The sequence below is a fragment of the Kitasatospora cystarginea genome (assembly GCF_039533515.1).
Taxonomy (GTDB): Bacteria; Actinomycetota; Actinomycetes; order Streptomycetales; family Streptomycetaceae; genus Kitasatospora; species Kitasatospora cystarginea.
Map to the genome: position 1 here is coordinate 1 of NZ_BAAATR010000030.1, position 26374 is coordinate 26374.

Annotated in this window: 19 protein-coding genes and 2 pseudogenes; 10 read left to right on the plus strand and 11 right to left on the minus strand. The window is 70.9% G+C overall.

The window, feature by feature from the left end; translation table 11 throughout:
- Positions 1-189: 189 nt before the first annotated feature.
- Both ABD369_RS27540 and ABD369_RS27545 read right to left on the minus strand, forming a co-directional pair.
- Complete coding sequence (locus ABD369_RS27540; protein ID WP_344639253.1) at positions 190-435, minus strand: hypothetical protein; 246 nt, start codon at positions 433-435, stop codon at positions 190-192.
- Positions 436-482: 47 nt separating this feature from the next.
- Positions 483-974, minus strand: a complete 492-nt coding sequence (locus tag ABD369_RS27545; RefSeq protein ID WP_344639254.1) for a DUF5994 family protein — start codon at positions 972-974, stop codon at positions 483-485.
- Positions 975-1541: 567 nt separating this feature from the next.
- Here ABD369_RS27545 and ABD369_RS27550 point away from each other — a divergent pair.
- A complete protein-coding gene (locus ABD369_RS27550) occupies positions 1542-2813 on the plus strand; it encodes an SPFH domain-containing protein (RefSeq protein ID WP_344639255.1) in 1272 nt (423 codons plus the stop codon).
- A gap of 200 nt (positions 2814-3013) precedes the next feature.
- Here ABD369_RS27550 and ABD369_RS27555 read toward each other — a convergent pair whose 3' ends face one another.
- Both ABD369_RS27555 and ABD369_RS27560 read right to left on the minus strand, forming a co-directional pair.
- Entirely contained in the window at positions 3014-5815 is a 2802-nt protein-coding gene (locus ABD369_RS27555; RefSeq protein WP_344639256.1) for a glycosyl hydrolase family 95 catalytic domain-containing protein, read from the minus strand.
- A 458-nt stretch (positions 5816-6273) separates the two neighbouring features.
- The gene (locus ABD369_RS27560) at positions 6274-7413 is read right to left on the minus strand and encodes a serine hydrolase domain-containing protein (protein WP_344639257.1); all 1140 of its coding nucleotides are present in this window, start codon (positions 7411-7413) and stop codon (positions 6274-6276) included.
- A gap of 944 nt (positions 7414-8357) precedes the next feature.
- Here ABD369_RS27560 and ABD369_RS27565 point away from each other — a divergent pair.
- The gene (locus tag ABD369_RS27565; RefSeq protein WP_344639258.1) at positions 8358-9065 is read left to right on the plus strand and encodes a hypothetical protein; all 708 of its coding nucleotides are present in this window, start codon (positions 8358-8360) and stop codon (positions 9063-9065) included.
- Positions 9066-9332: 267 nt separating this feature from the next.
- On the opposite strand, the pseudogene ABD369_RS27570 reads toward ABD369_RS27565, so the two are convergent.
- Both ABD369_RS27570 and ABD369_RS27575 read right to left on the minus strand, forming a co-directional pair.
- A pseudogene (locus ABD369_RS27570) lies at positions 9333-9482 on the minus strand (AraC family transcriptional regulator); the annotation flags it as partial.
- A gap of 151 nt (positions 9483-9633) precedes the next feature.
- Positions 9634-9774 (minus strand): hypothetical protein, encoded by a 141-nt coding sequence (locus ABD369_RS27575; protein ID WP_344639259.1) that lies wholly within the window; start codon positions 9772-9774, stop codon positions 9634-9636.
- Between the two features lie 25 nt (positions 9775-9799).
- Here ABD369_RS27575 and ABD369_RS27580 point away from each other — a divergent pair, with 25 nt between their 5' ends.
- Together ABD369_RS27580 and ABD369_RS27585 are read left to right on the plus strand one after the other, a co-directional pair.
- Positions 9800-9997, plus strand: a complete 198-nt coding sequence (locus tag ABD369_RS27580) for a hypothetical protein (RefSeq protein WP_344639260.1) — start codon at positions 9800-9802, stop codon at positions 9995-9997.
- A gap of 117 nt (positions 9998-10114) precedes the next feature.
- Positions 10115-10447, plus strand: coding sequence for a DinB family protein (locus ABD369_RS27585; RefSeq protein ID WP_344639261.1), 333 nt, complete (start codon positions 10115-10117; stop codon positions 10445-10447).
- A gap of 44 nt (positions 10448-10491) precedes the next feature.
- Here ABD369_RS27585 and ABD369_RS27590 read toward each other — a convergent pair whose 3' ends face one another.
- From ABD369_RS27590 to ABD369_RS27600, 3 genes are all read right to left on the minus strand, one after another.
- Positions 10492-11847, minus strand: coding sequence for a cytochrome P450 (locus ABD369_RS27590; protein ID WP_344639262.1), 1356 nt, complete (start codon positions 11845-11847; stop codon positions 10492-10494).
- A gap of 147 nt (positions 11848-11994) precedes the next feature.
- On the minus strand, positions 11995-13620 hold the full coding sequence (gene mctP / locus ABD369_RS27595) for a monocarboxylate uptake permease MctP (RefSeq protein ID WP_344639263.1): 1626 nt from the start codon (positions 13618-13620) through the stop codon (positions 11995-11997).
- Complete coding sequence (locus ABD369_RS27600; protein ID WP_344639264.1) at positions 13620-13904, minus strand: DUF3311 domain-containing protein; 285 nt, start codon at positions 13902-13904, stop codon at positions 13620-13622. Before ABD369_RS27600 ends, mctP begins: the two co-directional genes overlap by 1 nt.
- Positions 13905-14481: 577 nt before the next feature.
- On the opposite strand from ABD369_RS27600, the pseudogene ABD369_RS27605 reads away from it, so the two are divergent.
- The 6 genes and pseudogenes from ABD369_RS27605 to ABD369_RS27630 all read left to right on the plus strand — a co-directional run.
- A pseudogene (locus ABD369_RS27605) lies at positions 14482-14760 on the plus strand (COG4315 family predicted lipoprotein); the annotation flags it as partial.
- Between the two features lie 307 nt (positions 14761-15067).
- Entirely contained in the window at positions 15068-16021 is a 954-nt protein-coding gene (locus ABD369_RS27610; RefSeq protein WP_344639265.1) for an oxygenase MpaB family protein, read from the plus strand.
- 273 nt (positions 16022-16294) lie between these two features.
- Positions 16295-17548: a threonine/serine exporter family protein gene (locus ABD369_RS27615; protein ID WP_344639266.1), complete on the plus strand. Its 1254-nt coding sequence runs from the start codon at positions 16295-16297 to the stop codon at positions 17546-17548.
- Positions 17549-17692: 144 nt separating this feature from the next.
- On the plus strand, positions 17693-18553 hold the full coding sequence (locus tag ABD369_RS27620; RefSeq protein WP_344639267.1) for a site-specific integrase: 861 nt from the start codon (positions 17693-17695) through the stop codon (positions 18551-18553).
- A 92-nt stretch (positions 18554-18645) separates the two neighbouring features.
- Positions 18646-19743 carry an integrase core domain-containing protein gene (locus ABD369_RS27625; protein WP_344639268.1) on the plus strand — a complete coding sequence of 366 codons (1098 nt, stop codon included), beginning with the start codon at positions 18646-18648 and terminating at the stop codon, positions 19741-19743.
- 9 nt (positions 19744-19752) lie between these two features.
- Complete coding sequence (locus ABD369_RS27630; RefSeq protein ID WP_344639269.1) at positions 19753-20196, plus strand: oxygenase MpaB family protein; 444 nt, start codon at positions 19753-19755, stop codon at positions 20194-20196.
- 30 nt (positions 20197-20226) lie between these two features.
- Here the strand turns inward: ABD369_RS27630 and ABD369_RS27635 are convergent, their stop codons facing one another.
- Positions 20227-23040: an AfsR/SARP family transcriptional regulator gene (locus ABD369_RS27635; protein WP_344639270.1), complete on the minus strand. Its 2814-nt coding sequence runs from the start codon at positions 23038-23040 to the stop codon at positions 20227-20229.
- Between the two features lie 632 nt (positions 23041-23672).
- Positions 23673-26216: a class III lanthionine synthetase LanKC gene (gene lanKC / locus ABD369_RS27640; protein ID WP_344639271.1), complete on the minus strand. Its 2544-nt coding sequence runs from the start codon at positions 26214-26216 to the stop codon at positions 23673-23675.
- Positions 26217-26374 lie beyond the last annotated feature (158 nt).

The following is a 26374-nucleotide window of genomic DNA, read 5'->3' on the forward strand; positions in this document are numbered from 1 at the left end:
TCGTGCTCGGCATCATCGGCGCCGTCGCCAAGGGCCTGCTCTACCTGCTGTTCATCGGCGTCGCCGTGCTGATCCTCGCGCTGGCCGTCTCCGCAGTCCGGTTCCGGCGCGGAGGCCGACGCCCCACCCGCTGACGCATCCGACGCACCCGCCATACGGCGCGGCGGGTGCACCGGTGCGGCCTGCGGATCAGTACTCGGAACCGCTTCGCCGGTAGGTGCCCACGACCTGGAGCCACGCGGTGGGGCCGAAGTACGCCTCGACCACGTGCGGAGTGTCCTGGAAGACGCGCACGATCCGCAGCGCTCCGCTCGGGTGCAGGTCGTACTCGTACGTGGTGCCGCCGGGTTTGTCCTGGTACTGCATGTCCAGCGGCCCCGTGGACGGCTCCGCCGGTGACCGGGCCTCGGTCGAGAGTTTCACGTAGACGGACATGTCGTTACCGCCCTTCCCGGTGGCGTGCAGCTCGTGGGGCCCACTGGTCAGGACGGTTCGCCGGGAGGCTCGGAGCTGATGCCGGTGGCGATGAGGATCTGCCGTGCCGAGTCGGTGCCACCGGCTTGAACCGCCTGCGCCATCGCCGCATGTGCCGCCTCCAGGCTCGCCTGCGGAGGGATGACGAGCAGGCTGAAATGATCGCGATCACCTCGCGTGATGATCACTGTGTCATCACCGACCGGGTACCGGTCGATGTGGACGGACCGGCCGTCGATGACCAGCCGGGCCGGGACGTCGTCCCACGCGTCCGCGTCCAGACCGACGCTCGCGATGGGCCCCAGGTGCTCGGTCAGCGCGGTGACCAGGCCGGGCAGCTCGGCGCCGATGTCACGGGAGCGCGGCCACCACGCGCCGTCGAGCGCTCCCTCGCGCGAGCGCGTCGTCTCCAGCCGCAGCAATACCGAACCCGGCTTCGCCGACTGACGGAACCTGTCCGGCAGGAACCCCGGGAACGAGGTGTCGGAGTCAACCGCCATGGCCCGCCGCCCATCCACAGGTCCCGAAGGAGCCCGCTGATCGCCGAGGGGGACGCGCCGGTCGCGGACATCCAGACCACCCCCGGTATCCCCACCGTACTCCGCTCAGTGGTCTCGGCCTGCCTACGGTCCGCGACGCACCTGGCAGCGGTCGTAGAACCGGTCCGGAAGGAGTACGGCATCCGCGATGATCATCGCCGGAGAAGAGCGGGAGTCCCACGCCTGGCTGCGGTGTCGCTGATGCCTGGCCGGAAAGCCGCATCTTGATCGCTATATTGAATTTGGGGGGTTGCGCTGCAGTAGAGGGCAGGAACACCGGATGGGCGCGTCTGATGACACGGACCAGAACCCGATCGGAGCCATCGGACGAGTGACCGTTTCCATCCCTCTCGGTGGTCCGGGTGAGGTCCTGCTGCCGGTACGCGGCGGAAGCGAGGCGTACGCGGCCTGGGCCGACGAACCGATCGCCCGGCACACGCGCGTCATCGTCGTGGAGTGGACGTCCGCGCGTTCCGTTGTCGTCGTCCCTTTCGCATCCCCGTAATCCGACATGGCAGGAGTCCGCACATGTTGTTCTGGCATGTTCCCGCACCGAACGAGGCACTGCTGATCTCCGGCTCCAAACGGCAGGCACAGGACACCCAGTTCCGGATCGTCACCGGGCACGGCAGCTTCGTCCTGCCGGTCAAGCAGAAGGCTCGCATCCTCTCCCTGGCGCTCCGGGAGGCCGAGATCACGGAGGACTGCGTAACCCAGCAGGGCATCCGACTCAACGTCCGGGCCGTCGCCGTGTTCAAGGTCGGCGACGACTTCGCGTCGATCGCCAATGCGGCCCGCCGGTTCCTGTCCGAGCAGAATCGGATGGAGGAACTCGTCGGCCGGATCTTCGCGGGCCACCTGCGGTCCATCATCGGCGGGCTGACGGTGGAGCAGATCATCCGCGAGAGGGACCGGGTGGCCCAGGAGGTCAAGGAAGGCAGCCACAGCGAGATGGAGAAGCTGGGTATCGTCGTGGACGCGCTGCAGATCCAGGAGATCGAGGACGCCTCCGGCTACATCACCAATCTCGCCGCCCCACACGCCGCCGTCGTCGCCAGCCTGGCCCGCATCGCCCAAGCCAAGGCCGATCAGGAGGCCACCGAGCGCGAGCAGCAGGCAGCCGCTCTGCGGGCTGAGTACGAGCGGGACACAGCGATCAAGCGCGCCGGTTTCCAGGCCGAGATCGAACAGGCCAACGCTCGGGCGGCCCAGGCCGGACCGCTGGCCGAGGCCCGGGCCTCGCAGGAGGTCATCGAGGAGCAGACCGCACTGGCCCAGCGGCAGGCCGACCTGGCTGCCCAACGACTGGAGGCCGAGGTGCGGCGCCCGGCCGACGCGGAGGCGTACCGGCAGCGCACCCTCGCCGAAGCCCAGCGCGACCAGGCCAAGTTCCAGGCGGAGGGCGAGGCCTACCGGCGGACCACCCTCGCCACCGCGGAGGGGGAGGCGGTCAAGGTCCAGGCCGACGCGAGCGCCTATGCCGAACGGACCACGGCACAGGCACAGGCCGATGCCAACAACGCGCGCGCCGCCTCACTCAAGGGCGGTAACCAGGAGCTCATCGCCGCCAACCGGGTCATCGAATCCCTGCCCGCACTGGCCGACTCGGCCGCCCGCGGCCTCGCCGGAGCGAACCTGACCGTCGTCAACGGAACCGAGGGGGTCAGCCAGATCGTGGCAGGAATCGTCGGACAGGGCCTGGCGATTCTCGACACGCTGAAGCCGTCGCCCAACACCCCGGGTCGAGGGCAGCAGAGGCCCGCGAGGGCAACCGTCGACACGGCCTCCGAAGACAGCTGACCGCCGTGATCGACTCCATTGAGGAACTGCAACAGCAGCTCGGTGCCCCGTGGAGGTGGAGATCGCATGCAGAACGGGGACGTCCGGCGCGGGTCCTCCGCGTGGCGATCGGGATCGGACAGCAGCGGCGGTGGTCGGGGGCGGTCGCCTGCCACTGGACGAGCGGCGCTCAGGCCACCAGGTCCCGGGCCCGGTCGGGCTCAGGCGAGGATCAGTTGCCACTGCTGGTTGGCGGCACCGGTGCTGGTTTCCTGCTCAAGGCCGGCGAGGTCGGCCGTCGAGGAACCGACGACGCCGACCGGTTTCTGGCTTCGGGCGCTCACCAGGTTGACGTATCCGTCGCCGACGTCCTTCAGCGTCCACTGCTGGTTGGTCGCCCCGGTCGGGGTCCACTGGATGATCGCGGCGCCGTCCGACGTCGAGCCGCCGAACACGTCCATCGCCAGGCCGGAGGCTCCGTTGACGAGGGTGAAGACACCCGGCCCGGCGGGTTGCAGCGTCCACGACTGGTTGGACCCGCCATCGGGCGAGTACTGGATCAGCCCTGTCCCGGCGGCGCCCGAGGCCGCGGGGTCGTCGATGGCCTTGCCGCTGCCGCGGTTGACCAGTACGAACCTGTCGAACGTCGCCGACTGTCCGGGCGGGAGGGTCACCTGCCTGCTCCACGCGCCCGATGCCACCGTGGTGGTGGCACTGGCCGGGCCGATGTTGTGCAGGGTGAACGAGGTCACCTGCCCCGCACTCCAGGCGAGGTCGACGGTGAATCCGCCGCGGACGCCGACTCCGCTGACACCGCCGGAAGCCGACCAGGCCGACGGCAGCGCCGGGAGCAACTGAAGCAGGCCGGGCCGACAGTAGACCAGCATCTCGATCACGGCGGCGGGCAGGCCCATGTTTGCGTCGATCTGGAAGACCTGCCCGCCGTAGATGTCGAAGAAGTTCCCTGCGGTCCCGGTCGAGCCGTTCACCGAGGGAGTGAGGCCGTTGACGAAGCACTGGTAGGCGTTCGCCGGGTTCTTCAGCCGTGACCAGCAGATCGAGCGCCAGGCAACACCCCAGCCGTAGCTGGTCATGCCGCGCGCGGTCAGGAGGTCCGTGACACCGGTGAGCAGCTCCGCCGGGCTCTGGTCGGCGGTGATCCGATCCCCCGGGAACAGCCCGGCCAGCGGCGACAGGTGGCGGTGGGTGATGTCGGAGGTGTCCAGGTCCTGCGGTGTCATCCACTCCTCCAGCCACCCGGTCAGGTTGCTGACCTGCGGCAGGTAGAGCCGACTCCGCAGCCCGCCGATGGTCGCGGCATAGGCCGCGTCCTGGCCGAGGGTGGCGGCCGCGGCCTGGTAGTTCCGGAACAGCTGCCAGACCAGCTCCTGCGCATAGGTGATGCCGATCGCGTTCGTCGGGCCGTGCTCGGGTGACCAGTCCGCGTCGTCGACCAGCACGGTGTGGCTCACTCCGGCCGCATCCGTGTAGCTGGTGGTGGTCAGCCGCGCCTCCCAGAACTGGCACGCACCCTTGAGCAACGGGTAGATCTTCGCGAGGTACGCGGAGTCCTGCGAGTACTCGTAGTGGGCGTACAGCTCGTTGCACAGCCAGGCGTTGCCCGCCGGGTGCCACCACCAGCCGAGGCCGCCGTAGATGTTGGCGGAGATCGCGACGGTCCAACCCTCGGTCAGGCCCGAGGAGTTGCGGAACCCGTTGGCGGAGGAGTTGAACAGTGCCCGAGTGTGCTCCTCCCACTGCGGTAGCTGGTTGACGCAGTAGTCGGCGAAGGCCTGGTAGCAGGACGGCAGACCGGCCCGGTCCGGGAGCCAGTAGACCATCTGGACGTTGATGTCGGTGTGGTAGTCGCTCATCCAGTCGGGCGAGTTGTCCAGCTGCCACGGTCCCTGGAGGTTGATCGGCAGGCTGGTGCGGGAGCCGCTGATCATCAGGTACCGGCCGAACTGCACGTAGGCGGCGTGCAGTTCCGGGTCCGGTGCCGCGCCGGAGGCGTACGCTGCGGTCAGCCGCTGGTCGGTCGGCAGAGCTCGCTGCGCGGCGGTCGAGCGGCCGAGGTCGAGCGTCATCGCCTGCTGCAGCCGCTGGTAGTCGGCCAGGTGGTTTCCGAGCAGTGCGGACGCGCCGAGGCCGACGGCTCGGGATGCCTGGTTCGCTGCCACCTTCGCCGGCGCGATGGTCGGGTCCATGAACCCCGCTGCTGTCGGGGAGTAGTCCGTGCCGCCGCTGATGACGAGCAGGACGTCGGTGCAGTTGGTGAAGGTCACCGCCGTCCCCGAGGCGCTGGTCGCGCCGGCGGTGCCGGTCGCCTGGACCAGTGCCGCGTAGGCCAGGCCGTTGGCGAGCGTGCCGGTGAACGACGCCCTGGCCGATCCGGGGTTCACGGTGGTGCGTTCGGCGTGGGTTCCGTTCAGGCTGAGGGTACCGGTGTAGCTGCCGCCGCCACTCTGGCTCAGGTGGATGACGATCACGTCGTCCGGATGGCTCGCCCAGACGTCACGGCGGTAGCTGACACCGCCGGCCTGGTAGGACACCGATGCAAGGCCGTTGCTCAGGTCCAGCTGCCGCCGGTAGCCGCTGACTGCGGAGCCCGAGTGGGCGGGAATGCTCAAGTACGCCTTGGCGAGCAGCTGCTGCGTGCCGAAGTCGGCGGCGGTGTAGGGGAACTGCCCGCCGGAGTCGAGGGATGCGTTGGCCGTGCCCTCCCAGAAGGTCACGTCGGTCACGTGGTAGGCCTCGTACCCGGGATCGCCGGTGAGGAGGGCGCCGATCCGACCGTTGCCGACCGGCAGGCCCGTCGCCGTCAGAGCGGACTCGGTGCCCGGCGAGGCGTACCAGAGCGCTGTCGCCTGGTCGGCCGGCACCAGACCCGCCGCCCTCGCGGTGGACGGGGTTGCCGCTGCGGCACGTGGAGTGAACGTCGGCAGTGCCGGCACCGCCAGCAGTGCCCCGAGGGCGGCTGCGCCGCGCAGCAGTGATCTGCGCGAGGAATGGGCTTCCGACACCAGAGCCTCCAACAAGAGATCGAGCAGGCGCTCACGACCCACGGCTGTGCGTCCAGTACGAGTTGACGGGGAGACATGTTCGGACATGTCAAACATGGAGCCAGAATGAGCAACAGTCAACAACTCTGAACAGAATCGCGCGCATTGCTGCCCGGGGCCCGGAACCGGCTGCATGGCCGTGGCGTCGGACTCCCATGGCCACCATCACGATCAGTACGAGCAGCAGGAGCACGACGTAGGCGGCGGAATGAACGCGGTCACGGACACGGCCGGGGGCCGGATTCGAACCTGCGATCCCTTGACCCCAGGCCCGCATGACGCCTGATGCCACCTCATGATGCCCAATCCGTGAGAGGCAGAACGGCGCCGCCTGCTGCCCGCCGAGCACCTGGTAGACGGCGGCTACGACTTCCATCGTCCTGCTCGGGCCGCACCTCAGGTTTGCCCGACCGCCTGGTTCAGTGGCACAGGGCGTTGTCCACGACACTCTCCACGCGCATCGAGGCCGCCCGGTCGGGCGACATGCTGGTCACCGCGACGCTGGCGGTGCGACCGTCGTCGGTGGCTCCGACCCGGGTCTCGTATCCCGGGATGTCACCTCCGTGACCCCAGTAGACCCCGCCGCACGACAGTGGCCTGCTCACAATGCCCAGTCCGTAGCGGGCGCCGGGGCCCAGGGATTCAGCGGGGAGGGTGGTGCGCATCTCGGCGAGCTGGGCCGCCGGGAGGAGGCGGCCGGCCAGGAGCGCGGTGAAGAACCGGTTGAGGTCGGAGTCGGTGGAGATCATCTGACCTGCCGACCAGCCCATGGAGGGGTCCAAATCCGTGACGTCGCGCAACGGCGCGCCGGCCGAAGCCCTGAAGTAGCCCTCGGGATGGGGTTCTCGGATGGCCGTGTCACCCGGGGCGGGGAAGTAGGTGTGGCGCAGCCCGATGCTCTTGATGATGCGCTGGTCTATCTCCTCGGCGAGGGGTCGGCCGGTGACCTTCTGGACGATCAGGCCGGCCAGAATGTAGTTCGTGTTGCTGTACTCCCATTTCGTCCCTGGGGAGAAGTCGGCCTTGTACTGGAGGGCGATATCAAGGAGGTCGCGGGCGTCGAAGTAGCGGTGCTGATCGGCGGCGAAGTCGATGTACTTGAGGTAGTTGGGAAGTCCGCTGGTGTGCTGCAGGAGCTGACGGACGGTGATGCGGCGTCCGTCGATCCCGTCCCCGCGGACGAGGCCCGGCAGATAGGTGTCGACAGAGGCGTCGAGGCCGATCTTCCCTTCGCCGACGAGTTGCAGCACGACCACCGCGGTGAACGTCTTGGTGTTGCTGCCGATCCGCACCTGACCGTCCTTGGGCACCTTCGCGCCGGTGGCCAGGTCGCCGACTCCCGCGGTGTAGGTACGGGTGCGGCCGTCGCGGTCCGTGACACTCGCCAACGCGGCGGGCGCGTTGGTGCGCACCAGCGCGTTCACGCCCTGCTGGACGGGGTCAAGGGCGGCGGCCGGCGCCGCGGGGGTGCTCAAGGTGGCGACGCTCACGGTGAGTGCGGCCAGGACCGTCGCGTATCCACTGGTGGTCCGGAGCCTCGGGTGGGAAACCCGGAACATGAAAGAACTCCCTTCGGCGGCTGAGCTGTCTGATGTCCAGCTCATCAGCGCGCCCGGCGCGAATCGTCGGAGCGGGGAACGAGAACGGACCTGGGAGCGGAGGACCAGAAAGGCTGCCGATCAGGACCGTGCTCCCGGAACGGGACCAGCGTCGGGGCCCAGGACCCGTGGGGCGACGTACCCGGCAGCGGACACGGCACCCGGCCGGGGTACGGGCGGATCGGCATGCGGGAGCGTCTCGCCCCGCACGGTGGGCCCCTGGAGGCCGGACGCTGGCCGGGGGCGACTTCCACGTTCGAAGTGAGTGGTGAGGATCGGTGATGGCGGTGATCTGGGCGTGGCCGTTGACGGTGTAGGTGGTGGTGTGGCCGTGGACGTTGGTCTCGGTGTGGGTCTTGAGGCCGGTTGCCGGGTCGGGGTCGCCGTAGGTGAAGTGGAAGCGCAGGGTGCCGTCGGCGCCGCCCTCGTCGATGACGCGGTCGAACTGATCGTAGGTGTACAGGTATTGGGAGTTGTTGCGGTCGGTCCAGGACAGGATTCGGCCGGTGGAGTCGTTGGCGAAGCGCATCGGCTTGCCGGAGGAGTTGTAGACGCTGGCGAGGTGGCCGTCGGTGTAGCCGTACCGCATGAGCAGTACATCGCCACCGCTCTCGCTTGCCTGGGCCAGACGCAGAGCCGTGATGCGGTCTGCGTCGACAGTGACCAGGAGGACTGGGGGGCAAGACGTCCGTGAGAGGCGCGTGAGAGGCGGTGTACGAGAGCCGCATCGGCTGTGCCCTCACGACCTGATTTGTAGCGGGACAGAGCCGTCAACTGGACAGGCCCGGTAACGGTCCGCAGGTCGCGTCGGCGGGTGACTGAACGGGAGGCCTCAGCGGTGCGTAAGCCTGCGCGAACCCCGAAGTCGCCTCCCCAGCCCGGAAGGTCTCGATGCCGTGCGCGCCATGAGCAGGATGAATCTGCTGTTCACGCTCACCTCCCTGTCCGTCGTACTCGTCGCCGTCGAGCGCTTCTCCTTCACCACCAAAGTCATACTGCAGCCATACGGATTCCTGCGCCTGCACGAGCTGCTGCAGATGACCACATTGATCCTCGTCACGGTGATCGTTCCGGCGCTGATCTTCAGGGAGGTCTCCCGCGACTTCTCGGCCCTGCGGTCGAGGGAGGGGAAATGGCTCTTCCTCCTCTTCGTCACCGGCGTGTACTTCTATGCCACCGGAAACGGCCTGCACGAAGTCGCCTCGGCCGCCTTCAGCGAGTACTGCGATCCCAACGCCTTCACCGGCGATCTCTGCGGCGGCCTGTTCTTCAACGACTTCTACACCGGCAACGCGATGTTCTTCGTCGGCGCCCTGCTGATGAACACGAGCCTGCTGATCACCGAGAGCAGGAACCCGGACGAGTCGTCTGCCAGGAGCTCCCAGGCAGCCCTCGTGGTCAACGCGGCGGTGTACGCGGTGACCATCCTGGCGTACGCCGGGTTCGACCGGGCCCCCGTCGGCCTGGTGTACTCCGCCGGGATGTTTTTGATCGCAAGCGCGTTCTTCCTGAAGGTCCGTCGGCAGTACCGGAAGTTCCCGTTCACCACCTACTGCGCCCTCGTGTACGCGCTCGGCGGGTCCGCGTCGATAGCGGTTCGGATATTCGCGTGAAGCCCCCGATGGCCGTTTCTCACGGCCGAGGTCGCGCTCGACAAAGCCTGGACCGCGGCGTCCTTCCGCACTGCCGCCCACATATGGAGCGACTACCTCGTCAACCCCCGGGTCGCACCGCGCGCCCACCGGCCTCCCGTCAGCACCAAGGGCGTCGTCAAGGTGATGGACGGTCGCACCGCGCGCCCACCGGCCTCCCAGGCGCGAGCGCAGATGGCTGGGCGATGCGCCACGGGCGGATCCCCTCTCGCCGCGGCAGTAGCGTGAGGGCGGCACGCCGACCACAGCGGTGAAGTCCCGGGTGAGGCGGGACTGGTCGGCGTATCCGAGATCGGCGGCGAGCTCCGCCCGGTCGACCTCACCGCTGTTGGTGCGCTGCGCCACCTCGTGCAGACGGGCGCGGCGCAAGCTTGAAGCGGGCGGTGGCCTGGTCGACCCGGAGCAGGCTGTGGTCGTCCGTCATCTTCCGGACCATCACGGCTACTTGTACCGGCTGCAGGTCCGGCCGGGCAGAGACACGGGTCCGCAGGAAGGACTCGACGAGGGCGACCATCGCGTCCGTCTCCGCTCAGACGAGGACGCGCGGCCAGAGCTCCGCAGCCTCCGGACCGAAGGTACGGTCGGCGGACAGGACCTGGTCGGTGAGATCCTGGACCGAACCTGCGGCGAAGGCGCGGAAGCCGCCCGGGAGGAACTTGACCCCGTGCACCTGGCCCGCCCCGACCAGGCGGCGGGTGCAGACCCCGCCGCCGGCCTGCGGACCTGTCTGCGCCAGGCCCGAGCTGCCCGACCTGTACACCTCGCTGTGCAACGCCGCCGCCGAGACCGTTCGCGTCGTCCAAGGCATCGAGGACGCCCCGGCCATGCTTGGCGCCCCGACCCCCTCGGCCGGGTGGGACCTGCGCACGGTCGTGAACCACGTGATCCTGTGAACCGCCCACAACTTCGCGCTGCGCGCCGAGGGCGGCGCGGTTCCGGCCGAGTGGTACGAACGTGACTTCACCGCCGAGCCCGACTGGACCGCTGCCCATGCCGAGCAGGTCGACAAGGTGCTTGGCGCGTGGTCCGAACCGGCGGTCTGGCGGCGGGACATGCCGCTGGGCGACTCGGCAGCCCCGGCGACGGCGATTGCCGGGATGATCCTGCTCGACTACGCCCTGCACGGCCGGGAGGCCGCACAGGGCTCCGGCCAGGTCTACCAGCTTGACGAGACGACGGCTGCTGCCGTGCTCGGCCAGGTCGAGCAGTGGGCCGACGCATTCCGCCAGTACGGCGGCTTCGCGGAGCCCGTCCCGGTCGCCGCCGACGCGTCCACGTTCGACCGCGCACTGACATTGTCCGGCCGCCGGCCAGTGGCCGGTCGAAGCCCGGCTCAAGGCTGAGAAGGGATCCTCCCTCCGAGACACCGGGCATGGATGCGGCGGGCCTACTGCGGGGCGTTCACCACCGCACCGGCGCCGGAAGAGGGCGGGCCGGGCCTGCAGCTGACGGCCAGTACGAGCCGGTTCGGGCGGACGGTGCGGCCGAGCACCGGCTGTACCGGCTGGTCCGACACCGGCAGGAAGCGCCAGCGGGAGAGCAGGGCGACCAGTGCGATGGTCGTCCCCTGCCAGGCGGACCCCGCGCCGACGCACCCGTGGTCGTCCGAGCCGAACGGGATCAACATGCGCCGTGCGGCGGGGCCGTTGTACCGGTACGGGTCGAAGCAGTCCGGCTCGGGGAACAGGCCCGGGTCGTGGTGCAGTGCGTACGGGCTGATGAGGATCTCGTCGCCGGGCGCCAGTCGCCGATCGCCGAGCAGCACCGGTTCGGACGCGCGGCGGAGCAGGAACGGCCGCGCGTAGCAGCGCAGTGCCTCGCCGACCACCTGCCTGGTGTACAGCAGGGCTGTGAAGTCGGCGGCGGTGGGCGGCCGGTCGCCCAGCACCTCGGCGATCTCGGCAAGGATCCGTTCCTCGATGTCCGGCCGGCGCGACACCTCGTGGAGCACCCAGGACAGCACGGCGGCCGGCGCCTCCGTGCCGGCCAGGACAAGGCCGGTCAGTTCCTCGGCGATCTCGTCGTCCGTCAGGGCTGAGCCGCCGGCCTCGCCCTGAGCGGCGAGCAGCAGGGACAGTGCGTCGGTGTGGTGCTCAGGAGAGCTGCGGCGGTGGTCGAGTGCTTCGGCGAGGGCCGTGCGGACCGCGTCGGGCGTCGGCCGGAGCGGCGGCTCGGCGGAGGCGAGCCCGGGGAGGTCGTCGAGCATGGCCGGGAGTGTTTCGCGCAGTGCCCGGGTCAGTTCGAGCCCAGCCGGCCCGGCGACGAGCGACCGGGTGATGGTGGCCAGCGAGAGGTGCGTCATCTCGCGCGGGATGTCCAGCTCGGTCCGGTCGGTCCAGGAGCCCGCCGCCTCCGCCGCTGTATCGGCGGCGATCCGCGCATGGTCGGCGAGCCGGGACCAGTGGAAGGCCGGCTCGATCACCCGGCGGCGGGCCGCGCGGACGGATCCGGGGCACGCCGCGAGCCCGTGGCCGAAAGCCGGGCCCGGTCCGTCAGGAGCCGACCCGGCGTCGAACTTCGTGGCCTCGTCCACCAGGATCTGTTCGACCAGGTCCGGGGAGGTCACGAGGTGCAGCTTCCGAGACCCGAGGCGGATCGCGACGACCTCCTCGGCGGAGCGGACGGCGGCCACGAAGCCGCGCGGGTTCTCGAGCAGGTCGGTGAGCTGCGGCCCATCGGCCGCGCCGGAGCGGTGGGGGCACTTCTCGGTGGGCACGGCGCGCTGGGCCGGGGTCGCGGACATGGTCTCTCTTCGCTTTCGGGGTGTCGCCGACCCGCATGACGGGTGCGGTGGCACGGAAGTTCAATCGCGTCCGGACCGGGTTCTGCCGAGTCCGGCGGGCCGGGGAGTGGAGCCGTGCGGGCACCGCACCCGGCCCGCCGCAGCGGGTCAGTCGGCCATGGCCGGGACCGGACCCGGCGTCGACTCGGGAGTCTCCGCTTCGGCCCGGTAGTCCTCCGGGCTGGTCTCGTCGGTGCCCTGCGGAGTCCGCGCGAGGCGGAACAGGACGGTGAGCACGGCGGCGACCAGGAGGTTGAGCACGAAGGCGGTCAGGCCGATGTAGCCGTTCTGGCCGATCAGTGGGATCAGCGTGGTGCTGCCGCCGAAGTGCTTGGTGGCGGGCGTGGCGATCCCGTACGCCTGCCAGGTGCCGTAGGCCATGCCGACCGCCCAGCCGGCCAGCAGCGCCCAGTGGTGGAACCACCGGGTGAACAGGCCCACGGCGACGGCCGGCAGGGTCTGCAGGATCCACAGGCCGCCCAGCAGCTGGAGGTTGATCGCGAACTGCTTGTCCATGCCGAGCACAAAGGCCAGCGCGCCGACCTTGACCAGCAGCGAGGCGATCTTGGCGACCTTGGTCTCCTGCTCGGGCGTGGCGTTCGGCTTCAGGAACTCCTTGTAGATGTTCCGGGTGAACAGGTTGGCCGCGGCGATCGACATGATCGCCGCGGGGACCAGCGCGCCGATGCCGATCGCCGCGAAGGCCACGCCGGTGAACCAGCCCGGGAACAGTTGGTCGAACAGCTGCGGCACCGCGAGCTGGGCGTTGTAGCCCTTGACGTCCTTGCCCACGCCGGCCGCGATCGCCATGAAGCCGAGCAGCGCCAGCAAGCCGAGCATCAGCGAGTAGGCGGGCAGGAGCGCCATGTTCCGGCGCACGGTCTTGCGCGACTTGGCGGCCAGCACGCCGGTGACGGTGTGCGGGTACATGAACAGCGCCATCGCGGAGCCGAGCGCCAGCGTGGCATACGCCCACTGGGCGTTCGGGCCGGTCACCATCGAGCCGGTCGGCTTGTGGGTGATGGGGCTGACCGTGCTGAACTTGGTCGCCGCCGCGTCGAAGATGTGCCCGTAGCCGCCCAGCTTCATCGGGAGGTAGACCACCGCGACGGTGATCACGATGTACACCAGGGTGTCCTTGACGAAGGCGATCAGCGCCGGCGCCCGCAGACCCGAGGAGTAGGTGTACGCGGCGAGGACGGCGAAGGCGAGGAACAGCGGCAGGTCCTTCATGAACCAGTTCCCGCTGCCGCCGACCCCGAGCACGTCCAGCACCGCCTGGATGCCGACCAGTTGGAGCGCGATGTACGGCATGGTCGCCAGGATGCCGGTCACCGCCACCGCCAGCGACAGCGCCTTGGAGCCGTACCGCCCGCGCACGAAGTCCGCCGGGGTCACATAGCCGTGCACCCGGGCCACCGACCACAGCCGGGGCAGGAACAGGAACACGAGCGGGTACGCGATGATCGTGTACGGCACCGCGAAGAAGCCCGCCGCACCCGTGCCGTAGATCGCCGCCGGCACGGCTATGAAGGTGTACGCGGTGTACAGGTCACCGCCGAGCAGGAACCAGGTGACCCACGTCCCGAAGGAACGCCCGCCCAGGCCCCACTCGTGCAGGTGCAGCGCGTTGTCCGCCTTGCGCCAGCGCGCGGCCAGGAAGCCGAGCACCGTCACCAGCAGGAAGAACAGCACGAACACCACGAGCGCCGGCACATTGACGTGATTGCTCATCACACATCACCGCCCCGGACAGCCTTGCGCTGCTTCTCGTCCCGCCCGAGCAGCAGGTACGCCGCACCGGTGAACACGGCCGACACCGGGATCCAGGTGATCTGGTACCAGTAGAAGAACGGCATCCCGCCGAACGCCGGCGTCAGCTTGGCGTAGGAGGAGACCCACAGCATCGTGACCACCGGCACGGCCAGGGCCAGCCCGGCGAGCACCCGTTCCGGTGCCACCGGCGGCAGGCTGCGCGACACCTCTTCCCCGCTGGTTCGACGGACTTCCGTTGACATCTGTGCAGCCTCCGTGTTTCTGATCCAGCATCCGCTCGGTCGGGCTCTCCCGGCTGGCGCATGCCCACCCTTACGGCGGTGCACCGGCTCGGGTTCAAGCAGTGGAGGGGCTCATTGCCCGGAGAGCCGTCCGGGCCGCCAACCGCGCGGGACGACCACGGCGAGGCCGGCGACCAGCAGGCTCACCCCGAGGGAGACCGCGCCCCAACGGCGTTCCTGCCCACCACAGTTGGCCGAACCCCCGGGTGACCTACCTCACATGCCGGAGTTGGGGCGCGGTTGAGGAATTCGCGGACCGGTTCCGTCAAGTCGCCGGACGGCTGCCACGGCAACAGGCGGCCGACGGACTACCGAGGGAACGACATGATCCGAGCACGCGCAGCGGTACTCGCGGCAGCCCTGGCAGTGGGCGCGGCGGCAGTGACGGACTCCGAGCGGAACGGCCGCGAAGCCCCAGCCGGCCGACAGCGCGACGGCGTCCAGCCCCGTCAACTACGTGCCGGGTACGGCGCAGGAGAACAACGCCCCCGCCGGCACTGGCGACTTCGCCGACGGCCCCGCGAACTCGCCGGCCGCGATGAAGTGGGTGCAGCTCAGCGCCGGGGCGGCGGGCGTGCTCAACCCGGTCGTCCACAACGCCGCCGGCTTCACGCTCTACCGGTTCGACAAGGACACCACGAAGCCGTCCAAGTCCAACTGCAACGACGCCTGCGCCACCACCTGGCCGCCGGTCCTCGTCCAGCCGGGCTCGCGGATCTTCCTGGACGGCGTGTCCCGGGCGGACATCGGCGTCGTCAAGCGGGACGACGGCGCCCTCCAGATCACGATCGGCGGCTGGCCGGTGTACCGCTTCAAGAACGACACCGCACCCGGCCAGGCCAACGGCCAAGGCGTGGGCGGCACTTGGTTCGCCGTGACGCCGGAGGGCGGCAAGGCCGGCCAGTCCCCGCAGGGTACGGACACCAACACCCAGCTGGACTACCAGAACGGCACCGCCAAGCGGCACGACGCGCCGCCGAACACCGGTGACATGTACAACGGGCCGCGCAACAGCCCCGAGGCGATGAAGTGGGTGCAGCTGACGGCCGGTTCGGCCGGCGGGCTCAGCCCGATCGTGCACGACGGCGCGGGCTTCACGCCGGGCAGAGCAGTAAAGGCCGGCCGTGAAGACCCTTGCCACCCCAACCAGCCGGGACACCGCCGACTGTGCGCTCTTCGGCCCGTCCTCGGTGACCTGGCACCTGCACGCCGATCCCGCGATGTGGGCCGGTGGGATCAGCGCACTCCACCTGCAGGCGCTGCATCCCCTCGCGGCGCTCGGCATCGTCCAGAACTCCTCGTTCGAGACGGACCCCTTCGGCCGGCTCTTCGGCACCGGCTCCTTCATCGTCGCCACCACCTGGGGCACCTGTGCCCGGGCGGAACAGGCCGGCGCCCGGGTGCGGGCCGTGCACGAGCGGCTGCGCATCCACGATCCGCGCAGCGGCGCGCTGCACCGGCTTGACGACCCGGACCTCCTGCTGTGGGTCCACTGCGCGCTGGTCAGGTCCAACCTGCACGCCGTCCAACGAGGCGGCCTGCCGCTGCGTGCCCGGCAAGCGGACGACTACGTCCGCGAACAGCGGCGCATCGCGGCACTGGTAGGGCTCGCCCCCGGCGATGCCCCCGGGTCGGTCGCCGACCTGGAGGACTACCTGGCGGGCATGCGGCCCGTGCTGACCGCCTCCGCCGAGGCACTGGACATCCACCGCTTCGTCTCCCGCCCACCGCTGCACGGGCCGCACCGTGCGCTGCGCCCATCTGGAGCGCGGCCTCCCGCCTCGGCTACTCGCTCATGCCCTCGTGGGCCCACGACCTCTACGGCCGGCCCGGTCGGCCCGCAACGGTGGCGACCGGGATGCTGCGCGCCGCTCGGGCCGCGGCTCTGCTGGTCCCGTGGCGCACCCGGCTCGGCTTCCCCACCCGCGATCTGCACCAGGCCGTCGAACGACTGGGACGGACGGCCCTGCCCTCCCGCCGCCGACTGCGTGGGCGCACCACGCCTACGGCGACTGATCGCAGCCAGTGAGGCCCGGTTCAGCGTCGGCGCAGTGATCTTCGTCGCGGCTTCCCTCTGAACATCGGCCTGGCCGGGGCCGTCATCCAGGCTGAGCGACACACACAGCGCGTCCCGGATCACGAGGAGATCTTCATGACGGACTTCTGACAGCAGTCGGGCTCTCGCCCTGTCTTGGTGGTCAGTCACCGGTGCCGGTGGCCCTGCCCCGGGCGTACCGGTCGCGCATCGGCCAGTTGTGACCGATGCGCATGCTTCACAGCCGCCGCATCGCCACCACGGCGGCCCCGTACACGTAGAAAACGGAAAAAGGTTGCACGCGACCGTACGCGCCATGTTCAGCACAGTTCCGCCAGACCGGGGTCCCGACTCCCCGGCCGACCCGCGGCGCCGCCTCCTGCTCGAACTCGGTGCAGGCCTGTTGAGCGGCGGCCTGCCCGTCCACGATGTGGAGGAGGAGTTGCGCAGGCTCGGACGGACGCTGGGAGCGCCCGATGTGCGGGTCGCCGCCCTGACCACCGGGCTGTTCGTCGCGCTGAGCGCGGACGACGCAACCGCGTTCGAGCCCGTCGGCCCCGCACTGCGGTTCGATCAGACGGCCGACCTCCTCGACGTGGTGCACCGGCTGCGCGCGGGCGGACTCGAAGGGCACCGTGCGCTGCGCGACCTGGACGCGATCCGCCGGGCACCGGCGCGCTGGCCCGCCTGGGTCGCGGACCTCGGGATGGTGCCGGTCGGGGTGGGGCTCTGTCTCTACCTGCAACCAGTGGCGTCGAACGTCCTCGCCGCCGCGATCGGCTCGCTGCTCGTGGCGGGCCTCACCATGACGGCTCGCCGGCTGCCGCTGCTGCGGCCACTGCTGCCGGTCACCGCCGGCTTCCTCGTCTCCGTTCTCGTACTGGGAGCAGCCCGGGTCTCACTGCTGGACGGTCCGCTGCGCACGATCGTCGCCACCCTGGCGGTCCTGCTGCCGGGCGCTCTTCTGGTGACCGGACTGTCGGAGATCGCTGCGGGTGCGGCCAGCGCCGGAACGGCCAGGTTGGTGTCCGGCTCCGTGCAACTGGCGCTCTTCCTCACCGGCGTGGTGGCCGCCGCCACCGTCACCGGCGTTCCCGTCTCCGCGCTGGCCGACACCCAGGTGGCCACACCCAGTTGGTGGGTGATCAGCCTGGGACTGGCGCTCGCCGTGGCCGGGCTCGTGATCAACGTCAACACGCCGCCGCCGGCCATCCCGTGGATCGTCGCGGTGATCGCGGTGGCGGCCGCCGTCCAGGTGACGGTGGGCTCCGCCAACGGCGCGGCAGTGGGCGGCCTGGCCGGCGCGGTCGCCGCCGCGGCTGCGGCCACCGTCGCGCATTGGCTATGGGGCGGCTCATCCTGGCAGGTGCTGTACCTTCCCGCGTTCTGGGTCGTGGTACCCGGCTCCTTCGGCCTGCTCAACACCGCACAGATTGAGGTCGGCAACGGGGCACACGCCGTGCTCGCAGCTGTGTCCGCCATGTTCGGGGTTTCCATCGGCACGCTGATCGGCTCGGTTATCAGCCGGATTCCCCAGCCCACAGCCGCTCCGCCGCGGCCGCGGCCCTGACCACGCAGACAGCCGCGATGCCACCGGCTTCACACGAGTGGCGCAGTCGGCGAACGCCGCGGCCCGCCACCCAACCGCTCGCACGGTTCATGGGTCAGGAACTCGAGCCGCCGGGGATCGGAGGCGAAGATCCGGTTGCAGTGCATGTGCAGCACGGTTGCCAAGCCCGGGACTTCGGCGCAGGATACCGGTCCGCTGACCGAGCTGGCGCACTGCCTGGGCCGGCACTTCAGCACGCCCGCCAGGCAGCGCTACGCGACACGGGGCCTCGACCCGCCGCACCGGCTGGTGTATCTGCTCGACCACGAGTACACCCAGCGAGGCCTGAGCTGGGAGCGGCTCAAGGGTGCCGACGCCGAGCGCGCCGCGCTGCTGCACGCCGCCGCCGGGCAGGCCGGCTGCGAATCGGTGCTCGCCCTGTGGCTGCTGCTGGTGTCGACTGGGTTGCGCCGTGGTGAGGCGCTCGGGCTCACGTGGTCGGACGTCGATCTGAACTCCCGGCAGCTTCGCGTGCGTCGAAACCTCCAGCGGGTCAAGGGCCGTCTGGTGTTCGGCACTCCGAAGACAGCGCGCTTGCTGCGGACCATCGCCCTGCTGGCGTCCTGCGTCGCTCGCCTCCGGGAACGCCGGGAACAGCAGGTTCAGGAACGGGCGGAGGCCGGGATGGACTGGCAGCCGCTCGACATCCAGCCCGACGGGTTGGTATTCACCACGCTGACCGGAACCGCACTCGACCCCCGGAACCTGAACCGCAGCCTCGCCGCGCTCTGCGCGAAGGCGAAGCTGCGGCCGATCCGGGTCCACGACCTCCGGCACACGTGCGCCTCGCTCATGCTCGCCGAGGGGGTCGCCGTCCGGACCATCATGGAGACCCTCGGACACAGCACCATCAGCATGACCCTCAACACCTACGCGCACATCATGGAGACCACGCTGCGCGAGGCTGCTGACCGGATGGATGACGCGCTCGGCTGCCCTTGCCGAGAACCTCATCCGCCCTGGTGAGAAGCACCGTGTGAGGGTGCACAAGTGTCGACCTCGTCGGTCGGGTCTGCGCTCTGGCAGAGCCGACGAGCTCCGCGGCATGATGACCGACCGTGCTGCTACGACTGGCGTACCTGGGTGTGACGAACGCGTTCGCAATGCTGCGACTACTGCCGATGAGCGACCGTGCCAAGGACGTGGAGATCCTTGCCCTGCGCCATCAGATCACCGTGCTGGAGCGGCAGCTGAACGGACAGCGGGTCCGCTTCGAACCAAACGACCGGGCATTCCTGGCAGCACTCCTGCAGGGTTTGCCGACGCAGGTGCTGCGTCGGATGCGCTTGCTGGTGCGGCCCGACACCGTGCTGCGCTGGCACCGCGACCTGGTCGCCCGCCGTCGCGCCGCCCGGTCCCGGCCGAAGCGTGGGGGCCGACCGCGCACCGTGTGCTCCATCCGCGCCCTGGTCCTGCGCCTGGCCGCCGAGAACCCGGGATGGGGCTACCGGCGCCTGCACGGCGAGCTGCTCGTCCTCGGCGTGAAGGTGGCCGCGTCCACAGTCTGGGAGATCCTGAAGGAGGCCGGTATCCCGCCGGCACCCGAGCGCACGTCCAGCACCTGGGCCGACTTCCTGCGCTCGCAAGCGGCCGCACTTCTGGCGTGCGACTTCTTCGAGACGGTCACCCTGTCCGGGGCCCGACTGTACGTGCTCGCGGTGATCGAGCACGCCAGCCGCCGGGTCCGGATCCTGGGCGCGACCGCGCATCCGACCACATCCTGGGTGGCGCAGGCGGCGAAGAACCTCGTCATGGACCTCGAGGACGTTGGCTGCCGGGCACAGTTCCTGATCCGGGACCGGGACGGGAAGTTCCCCGAACTGTTCGATGCCGTCCTGCAGGACGCGGGCATCAAGGTCGTGCTCAGCGGCATCCGTATGCCGCGCATGAACTCCCTCATGGAACGATGGATACAGACCTGCCGCCGAGAGCTACTGGACCGCACTCTGATCTGGAACCAGCGGCATCTACTCCACGCCCTGCGCGAGTTCGAGAAGTTCTACAACGAGCACCGGCCGCACCAGGGCATCGCGAACGCCCGACCCCTCTGCGCCCTTCCCAAGCCAATCAACAACCCGGAGCAAATCGCTCGCCTCGATATACGCCGAACCGACCGACTTGGCAGACTCCTCCACGAGTACCAACATGCAGCCTGAGCAGGGCGGATGAGGTTTTCGGCAAGGGCAACCCCGCTGCCCCCCGCCGAGTGCGACCGCTACGTGGCCGAGGCCGCGTGCGTCGCCGAACGGCTGGGCGCCCGGGAGGTGCCCCGGTCCCGGGCCGAGGTCGCGGCCTATCTCGCCGGGATCCGGCCGGAGTTGCGGGTCACGCCGCCCGCGCTGGAAGTGCTCCGCCTGCTGCGCGGCTTCGGCCGCAGCCGCCGCGAGCGCGCTGCCGTCCGGGTGCTGACGAACGCGTCGATCGGTCTGCTGCCACCCTGGGCCCGGGCCGAACTCGCTGTCCGGCGGCCCTCGTTGGTCCGTACGGTCTGGGACCACCCGCTGGCGCGGGCCGGCGGCCGGGTCATGGTCTGGGCCTGCGGTCCCTCACCGATCCGCGGCGCCACCCACGCCCGGGCCGCCGCCGCGCCCCGGGCGGCGGGGACCTGACGCACCCCCGGGGCCCGCGCGGCCGCGCCGTCACAGTCCGGCCAGGATCTCCTTGGCCTGGGCGGACTCCGGCAGGCCGATCGAGGCCAGGAGTTCCACCGCCTCCGTCAGCCGTTGCCGCGCCAGGTCCCGTTCACCGGCCGCCTCGAACGCGGTGCCCACCAGGCGGAGCGCACGGGCCTCCGCTGCCCGCCAGCCGAGCCGGCGGGCAGCGGCCACGGCCCGCTCGCCGCACTCCGCGGCGTCCGAGGCCCGGTTCGCGGCCAGGAGGGCGGCGGTCTCCGACACCCCGTTCAGGACCTCGAACGCGGGGTACCCGTTGCGGGCCCCGAGTTCCGCACTCTGCCGGTGCCGGGCGACGGCCTCCTCGAACTCCCCGAGGTGCCGGGTCACCACTCCCAGCTGGTACAGGGCGTGGGCGTGCCCGAAGTGGTCCTTCGACGCCCGGACGCTCTCCAGGGCGGCCCGACAGGTCGTCGCCGCGTCGTCCAGCCGGCCCAGCCGCAGCAGCGAACTGACGCTGTTCAGCATCGAGTTGCCGACTCCCCAGGTGTTGCCGCAGTCCTCGCCGACGGCGATCGCCCGGCGGAATCCGGCCTCGGCCCGTTCCCAGTCACCCCGGCACTGCCACACCAGGGCCTGCCGGGTGAGCGCCTCGGTGCGCACGGCCTCGTCCCCGACCATGAGCATCGCCTGTTCCGCCTGGTGGAGCGTCTTCTCGGCCTCGTCGAAGCGGCCCACCATGGTCAGGGCGCTTCCGAGCGCGTGCCCGATGCGTCCCGCCGCCCGCAGGTGCCCCTGCTCCTCGGCGACGTCCAGGATCCTGCGGGCCGGGGAGACCAGGCAGTCCCACCGGAACGAGCGGTCCAGGAGCGGTTCGAGGGCGAGCACCAGATTGGCGACCGGACCGATTGCCGCGGGCGCGGCTTCCAGCACCTGTTCGGCGACGGCGAGCAGGGTCGAGGGCTCGGGCAGGCCCCGGGGCGGTCCGTCGTCGGGGGCGGTGTGCGACGGGCCGGGCGGCGCGGCGGGCAGCAGCAGGCCAGCGAGCGGATGGCCCGGACGGTGCCGAGCGTAGGCGGCGCAGGCCAGGGTCAGGAAGTGGTCCAGCAGCCGGGTGAGGGCCGCCGCCCGTTCCTCGGGCCGGTCCTGCTCCTCCGACCGCGCCGCCGCGAATTCCCGGAGCAGGTCGTGGAAGCGGTAGGTGTCGGGGACCGGTGTTTCGAGCAGTCCGAGGTCGGCCAGCCGCTCCAGACATCGCCCGGTCTCGGCCGGAGGCAGCCCGGCGAGCGCTGCCGCGCCTTCGGTGTCAGTGGTCGGCTGCCGCGGTATCGCCATGAGCCGGAACAGCCGGGCCTCCTCGTCGCCGAGCAGGTCGTAGCTGTGCCGGAAGCAGGTGGCCAGCCCGTCCGCGCCGCCGGCGGGCGCGTCCATGGCCCAGCGGGACCCGTCGAGCAGGCGGACCATGTCGGACAGCGACCACGCGGGCCGGGCCACCAGGCGGGATCCGGCGAGCCGCAGCGCCAGCGGCAGCCCTCCGCACCGGGTGGCCAGTGCCGCGGCCGCTTCCGGCTCCGCTGCGACACGTTCGAGTCCGGCGATCCGGCGGAACAGGGCCAGCGCCTTGTTGGTGGGCAGCACGTCGAGCCGCAGCTGCGGTGCGGCCGGCAGTTCCGGGATCGTGGTGCGGCTGGTCACCAGCACCGCACAGTCCGGTGAGCCCGGCAGCAGCGCCTCGATCTGGAGGTAGTTCCGGGCGTCGTCGAGCACCAGCAGGATCCGGCGCCCCGCCAGCCTGGTCCGATAGAGCGCCGCACGCCCCTCCTGGTCGTCGGGGATCGCTGAGTCCGCCACACCGAGCGCCCGAAGGAAGCCGGCCAGGACGACGGCAGGGTCGGCCGGGTCCTCCCGCATGCCCCGGAGGTTGGCGTAGAGCTGTCCGTCGGGAAAGTGCCCGCGCAGCCGCTGGGCCGCGTGGACGGCGAGCGTGGTTTTTCCGACGCCTCCCATGCCGCTGACGGCAGCGATCATCAGGCCCTCGGCGCTGGTCGGCGTCAGCGCCTCCACCAGCGTCCGCATCTCCTCGTCGCGTCCGGTGAAGTCACCTGGCACGTAGGGAAGTTGCGCCGGAGGTGGCAGAGCCGCAGCGAGCGCGTCAGCCTTCTCTGGTGCTCGCCGCGAAGGCGGGGAGTCGGCCGCGGTCCGTACGGTTCCGTTCCGGCCGCTGTGCGCTCGCGCGGTGTTGAGCAGCAGGTCCAGCCGGCCGTCGCCGGGGTGTTCCTCGCACAGCGCGGTCAGCTCGGGGATCAGCCGGGCATGGTGCCCCAGTTGCAGGTCGAGTTCGATCCGCTCCAGCAGAACGGCCAGGCGCAGCTCGGATAGGCGCTCGCGGTGGATGCGGGCGTGCGGGCCCGGCAGCCCCGCCAGGGGGACGCCCCGCCACCAGGTCAGCGCGCGCGCCAGCAACTCTGCCGCGGCGCCCGGCCCGTCGGTGGTGAGCCGGGCGCGGGCCCGGGCCACCTGCTCCTCGAACGCGTCGAGGTCCAGGGCGCCGGGTGCGACGCGCAAGGCGTAGGACTTTCCATGGGTGGCGATCACGGGCCCGAGCGCGTGGCGCAGCCGGTGGACGTAGAGCCGTACCGTGCCTGCCGCGGCGCGGGGCGGCTCCTCGCCCCACAGGCCGTCGATCAGTTCGTCGAGCCCCACCGTCGTGTTGCGCCGCAGCAGCAACATGGCCAGCAGCGCACGCTGTTGGGGAGGGCCGACGGGAAGCGGGTCCTCACCCCGCAGCACCTCGACCGTTCCCAGCACGGTGTAGCACGGCCCGGACGGCATGCCGGTCATCGGTGTCGACTCCCTCGTTCCCCCGGTACCCGGCGATGGCGGACGGCCGGGACGGAAACCTTAACAAGTCGCCGTTCCGGATCGGGACCGTGTGCGATCGGGAGCTGACGGAAAGTCGGGATTCCGGAGGGAGCGTGCGGCGCCCCAAGTCGGCCTGCCGGCGGCCGGAATGGGAAGACAGACCGCGGGGCTGGACCCCGCGGCCTGTCGTACTTCGTGACCGATCTCACCGTCTCCGGTGAGTACGGTGCGTCAGCCCACGAAGCTGGTGTTGTGGCACTGGAAGCTGGCGGTGCTCGCGAGCAGCACCTCGTTGTCCTCGTGGGCGTCGAGCTGCTGGAGGCTGAGGATCGACATGGGTACAACTCCTTCTGTTGGTCGGGGATTTCGCCGGGCCTGGTGAGGCCGGCGGACTCCTGGGGGCCGACGGTCCGCGGTGTCGGACCGCCGCCGAGGGGTGCGCAGGTCACCCGCTCAGATGGTGGTGCCGTGGCACGCCCAGCTGAGGGCGCTGGCCAGGAACGGCTCGTTGTCCTCGGAACCCTGGAGCTGCTGGAGGTTGAGGATGGACATGGTGGTCACCTCCTTCGGGTGGGTGGGGGTTGCGCCGCGCCGGTCGAGGCGCAGCGGGCTCAGGAGGCGGCGGTGGCCGGGGCCGTTCCGCCGAGCAGGGGGAGAAGAAGGTCGGTGCGGCGGTGGGCGGCATCCATCGCCAGGAGCACGCCGGCCGACCCGGTGGCGAGGTCCATCGACAGCCGGACCAGGTGGTCCCCGGGGAAGCCGAGGCCTTCGCCGTGGGGGACGGAGTGGCGCCACAGCTCGCGCAGGTGGCCCTGGAGCGCGGTGTCGTCCGCGCCGTCCTGCCCGGCGGCCGCCAGGAAGTACAGCAGGCCGGCACGGCCGTTGAGGAGGCCGGGGAAGACGGTGAACCCGCAGTGCGCCGCCTTGCGGATCGCCCGGAGGGCGTCGGTGAAGCCGGGATCGGCGCGGTGCTCGAGGTAGGCGGAGAGGGCGAGCCCGATGCCGGTGGTGCCGGTGCCGAGGTAGATGACGGACCGCCAGCCGTCGTTGACCTGGAGGGAGCCGCCGACGTCCTCGCACTGCGCGAGGTCCAGGCGCAGCGCCTTCTCGGCCAGGTCGAGGTAGCCCGGTTCGCCGGTGCGTTCGTGCAGGCGGACGAGGAACAGAGCGGATCCGGCCGCCCCGGTCGTGAGGCCCGCGCCCGGGCGGGCGCCGCTCGGGCGGGCGAGGGCGGCTTCGATCCGGTCGGCGATCCGGGCGGCGTGGTCGAGGTGGCCGCCGTCACCGCTGCGGCGGTGGAACCCGAGGACGGTCAGGCCGGTGCCGGGCAGGCCGGTCAGCAGGCCGAGGCCGGTCGGCTCGATGGTGCGGCCGAGGATCCGGCCCATGATGTCCGCGGCTTCGTCGCGCCGTCCGAGGAGGTCCAGGACGGTGGCCGCCCCACAGGAGCCGTTGAACAGGCCGACCGGTGCGGTGGCGAGGTTGCGCAGGGTCGCGGCCGTGAGCCAGTCGGTCCAGGCCGGGTCGACGGCGTGGCCCGTCGCGTGGAGGGCGTACAGGACGCCCGCGGCTCCGTGGGACAGGCTGGTGCCGCCGCCCTCCTGCGACCCCTCGGGGGCGTTGGGGAAGAGCCGGTCGGTCCGCTCCGGGGTGGCCGAGGCGACGAGCGCCGCGACGAGCCGTGCCCGGTTGTCCTCCCCGTCCGCGTCGGCGGGACCGGCCGCGCGGACCGCTGCTGGTACGGTGGTCCCGGCGATGGCCGCCATGGCCGCCGCGGCGTCCCGGGCGTGGCCGACGGGCAACGGGAAGCGTTCGTGCGCCCACCGCGCGAGCTGGGCGGGCTTGGCCGGATCGAGGCCTGCCAGCGCTCCCAGCGGGATGAACTGCCCCAACCGCAGGGCGGCCAGTCCGTAGGCGTCGATGTCGGTGCCGGTGACATGGGCGGGTGCGGCGAACCCCGGTGCGCCCAGCAGGCCCGTGCGCGGCTCGCCCACCCGGTGGGCGGCCTCCAGGTCGATGAAGGTGACGGAGCCGTCCGGGCGCACGATGACGTTGTTGGGGTGGAGGTCGCCGAAGACGATCCCGGCCCGGTGGACGACGGCCGTCGCCGCGGCGACCCTGTCGAGGACGTCCAGCGCCCAGCGGGTGTACTCCTCGTACGCGGCCGGATCGGCGTCCGGACGCACCAGCGGCTGGCGCAGCACCCCGGCCTTCGCCAGCGGCTCGCCGTCGATGTACTCCTGGATCAGGAAGTGGTGCTCCCAGTAGGTCCGGTAGCCCAGCACGCGCGGTACGAGGCCGGTGCCGGCCAGCGCGGTGAGCATCCGGTGTTCCCGCTGGAGCCGGGCCACCGCGTCGAGCCCCTCCGCGTCGAGTCCAGCCAGCGGCCGGGCCTCCTTCAGGACGACCAGGTCCCCGCCGGCCCGGTCCTTGGCCAGGTAGACCCCACCTCCGTTGGAGAAGTGCAGCGGCCGGACGATCTCGTACGGCAGGTCCACGTGGCTGATCTCGGCGAACCGGTCGATGCGTTCCCGGACGAAGTCGGGCACCGGTGCCCAGTCGGGCGGGGTGAACGCGGCGGTGCGCGGATCGTGCACCGGCGTGCCGTCCGGCCGGGCGATGGCCGGTACCGGGGCGTCGCCCCCGACGGGGGCCCACTGCGCGGCGAAGGCCCCGTAGCGCACGAACACCGGGCTGCGCTCGCTCCACCGCAGGTCGGACAGGATGTAGGGGCCCTGCTGTCCGTCCAGCGCGGCCGTGAGCTCGTCCAGCAGGGCCTTCAACTCGCCGTCGTCCGCGGGGTAGACGGTGATGAACTTCCCCGAGGAACCCCGGTGGGAGTACTTGGAATTGAACGCCGACAGCAACTGGGCGCTGCGCAGGTACTTGAAGGCGGCGCGGCGGGCGGTGCAGACGGCGGCGGCCGCGTCCAGGACCTCCTGGGCGGCGGGCACCGCGGCCGACACGTGAATCTTCCACCCCTGTAAGGGCAACGGCCGGCCGAAGGAGACCCGCGTCCACACGTCCTCGTCAGTCTCCCGGCGGGTGCCACCGCCGACCGGCGGCGGTGTCCAGCGGGAGCCCCCGTCCCGGAGGCGCTGCGGTGCCTCGAAGAACACCGGGTCGGCGAGGCAGTAGGCGTGTATCTCTTCCATGTTCATCGTCTTCCCCCTCCCCGGGAGTGCGGTTCGGCCGCAGGTGCGGCCGGGCCTGGAGCGCGGTCCGGCCTGGAGTGCGTAGGGCCGCCGTCGGCGGTCCCCGGACGAGGACCACCGGAGTGCCGGGCTCGGACACCACCTTGCGACGGCCCGAT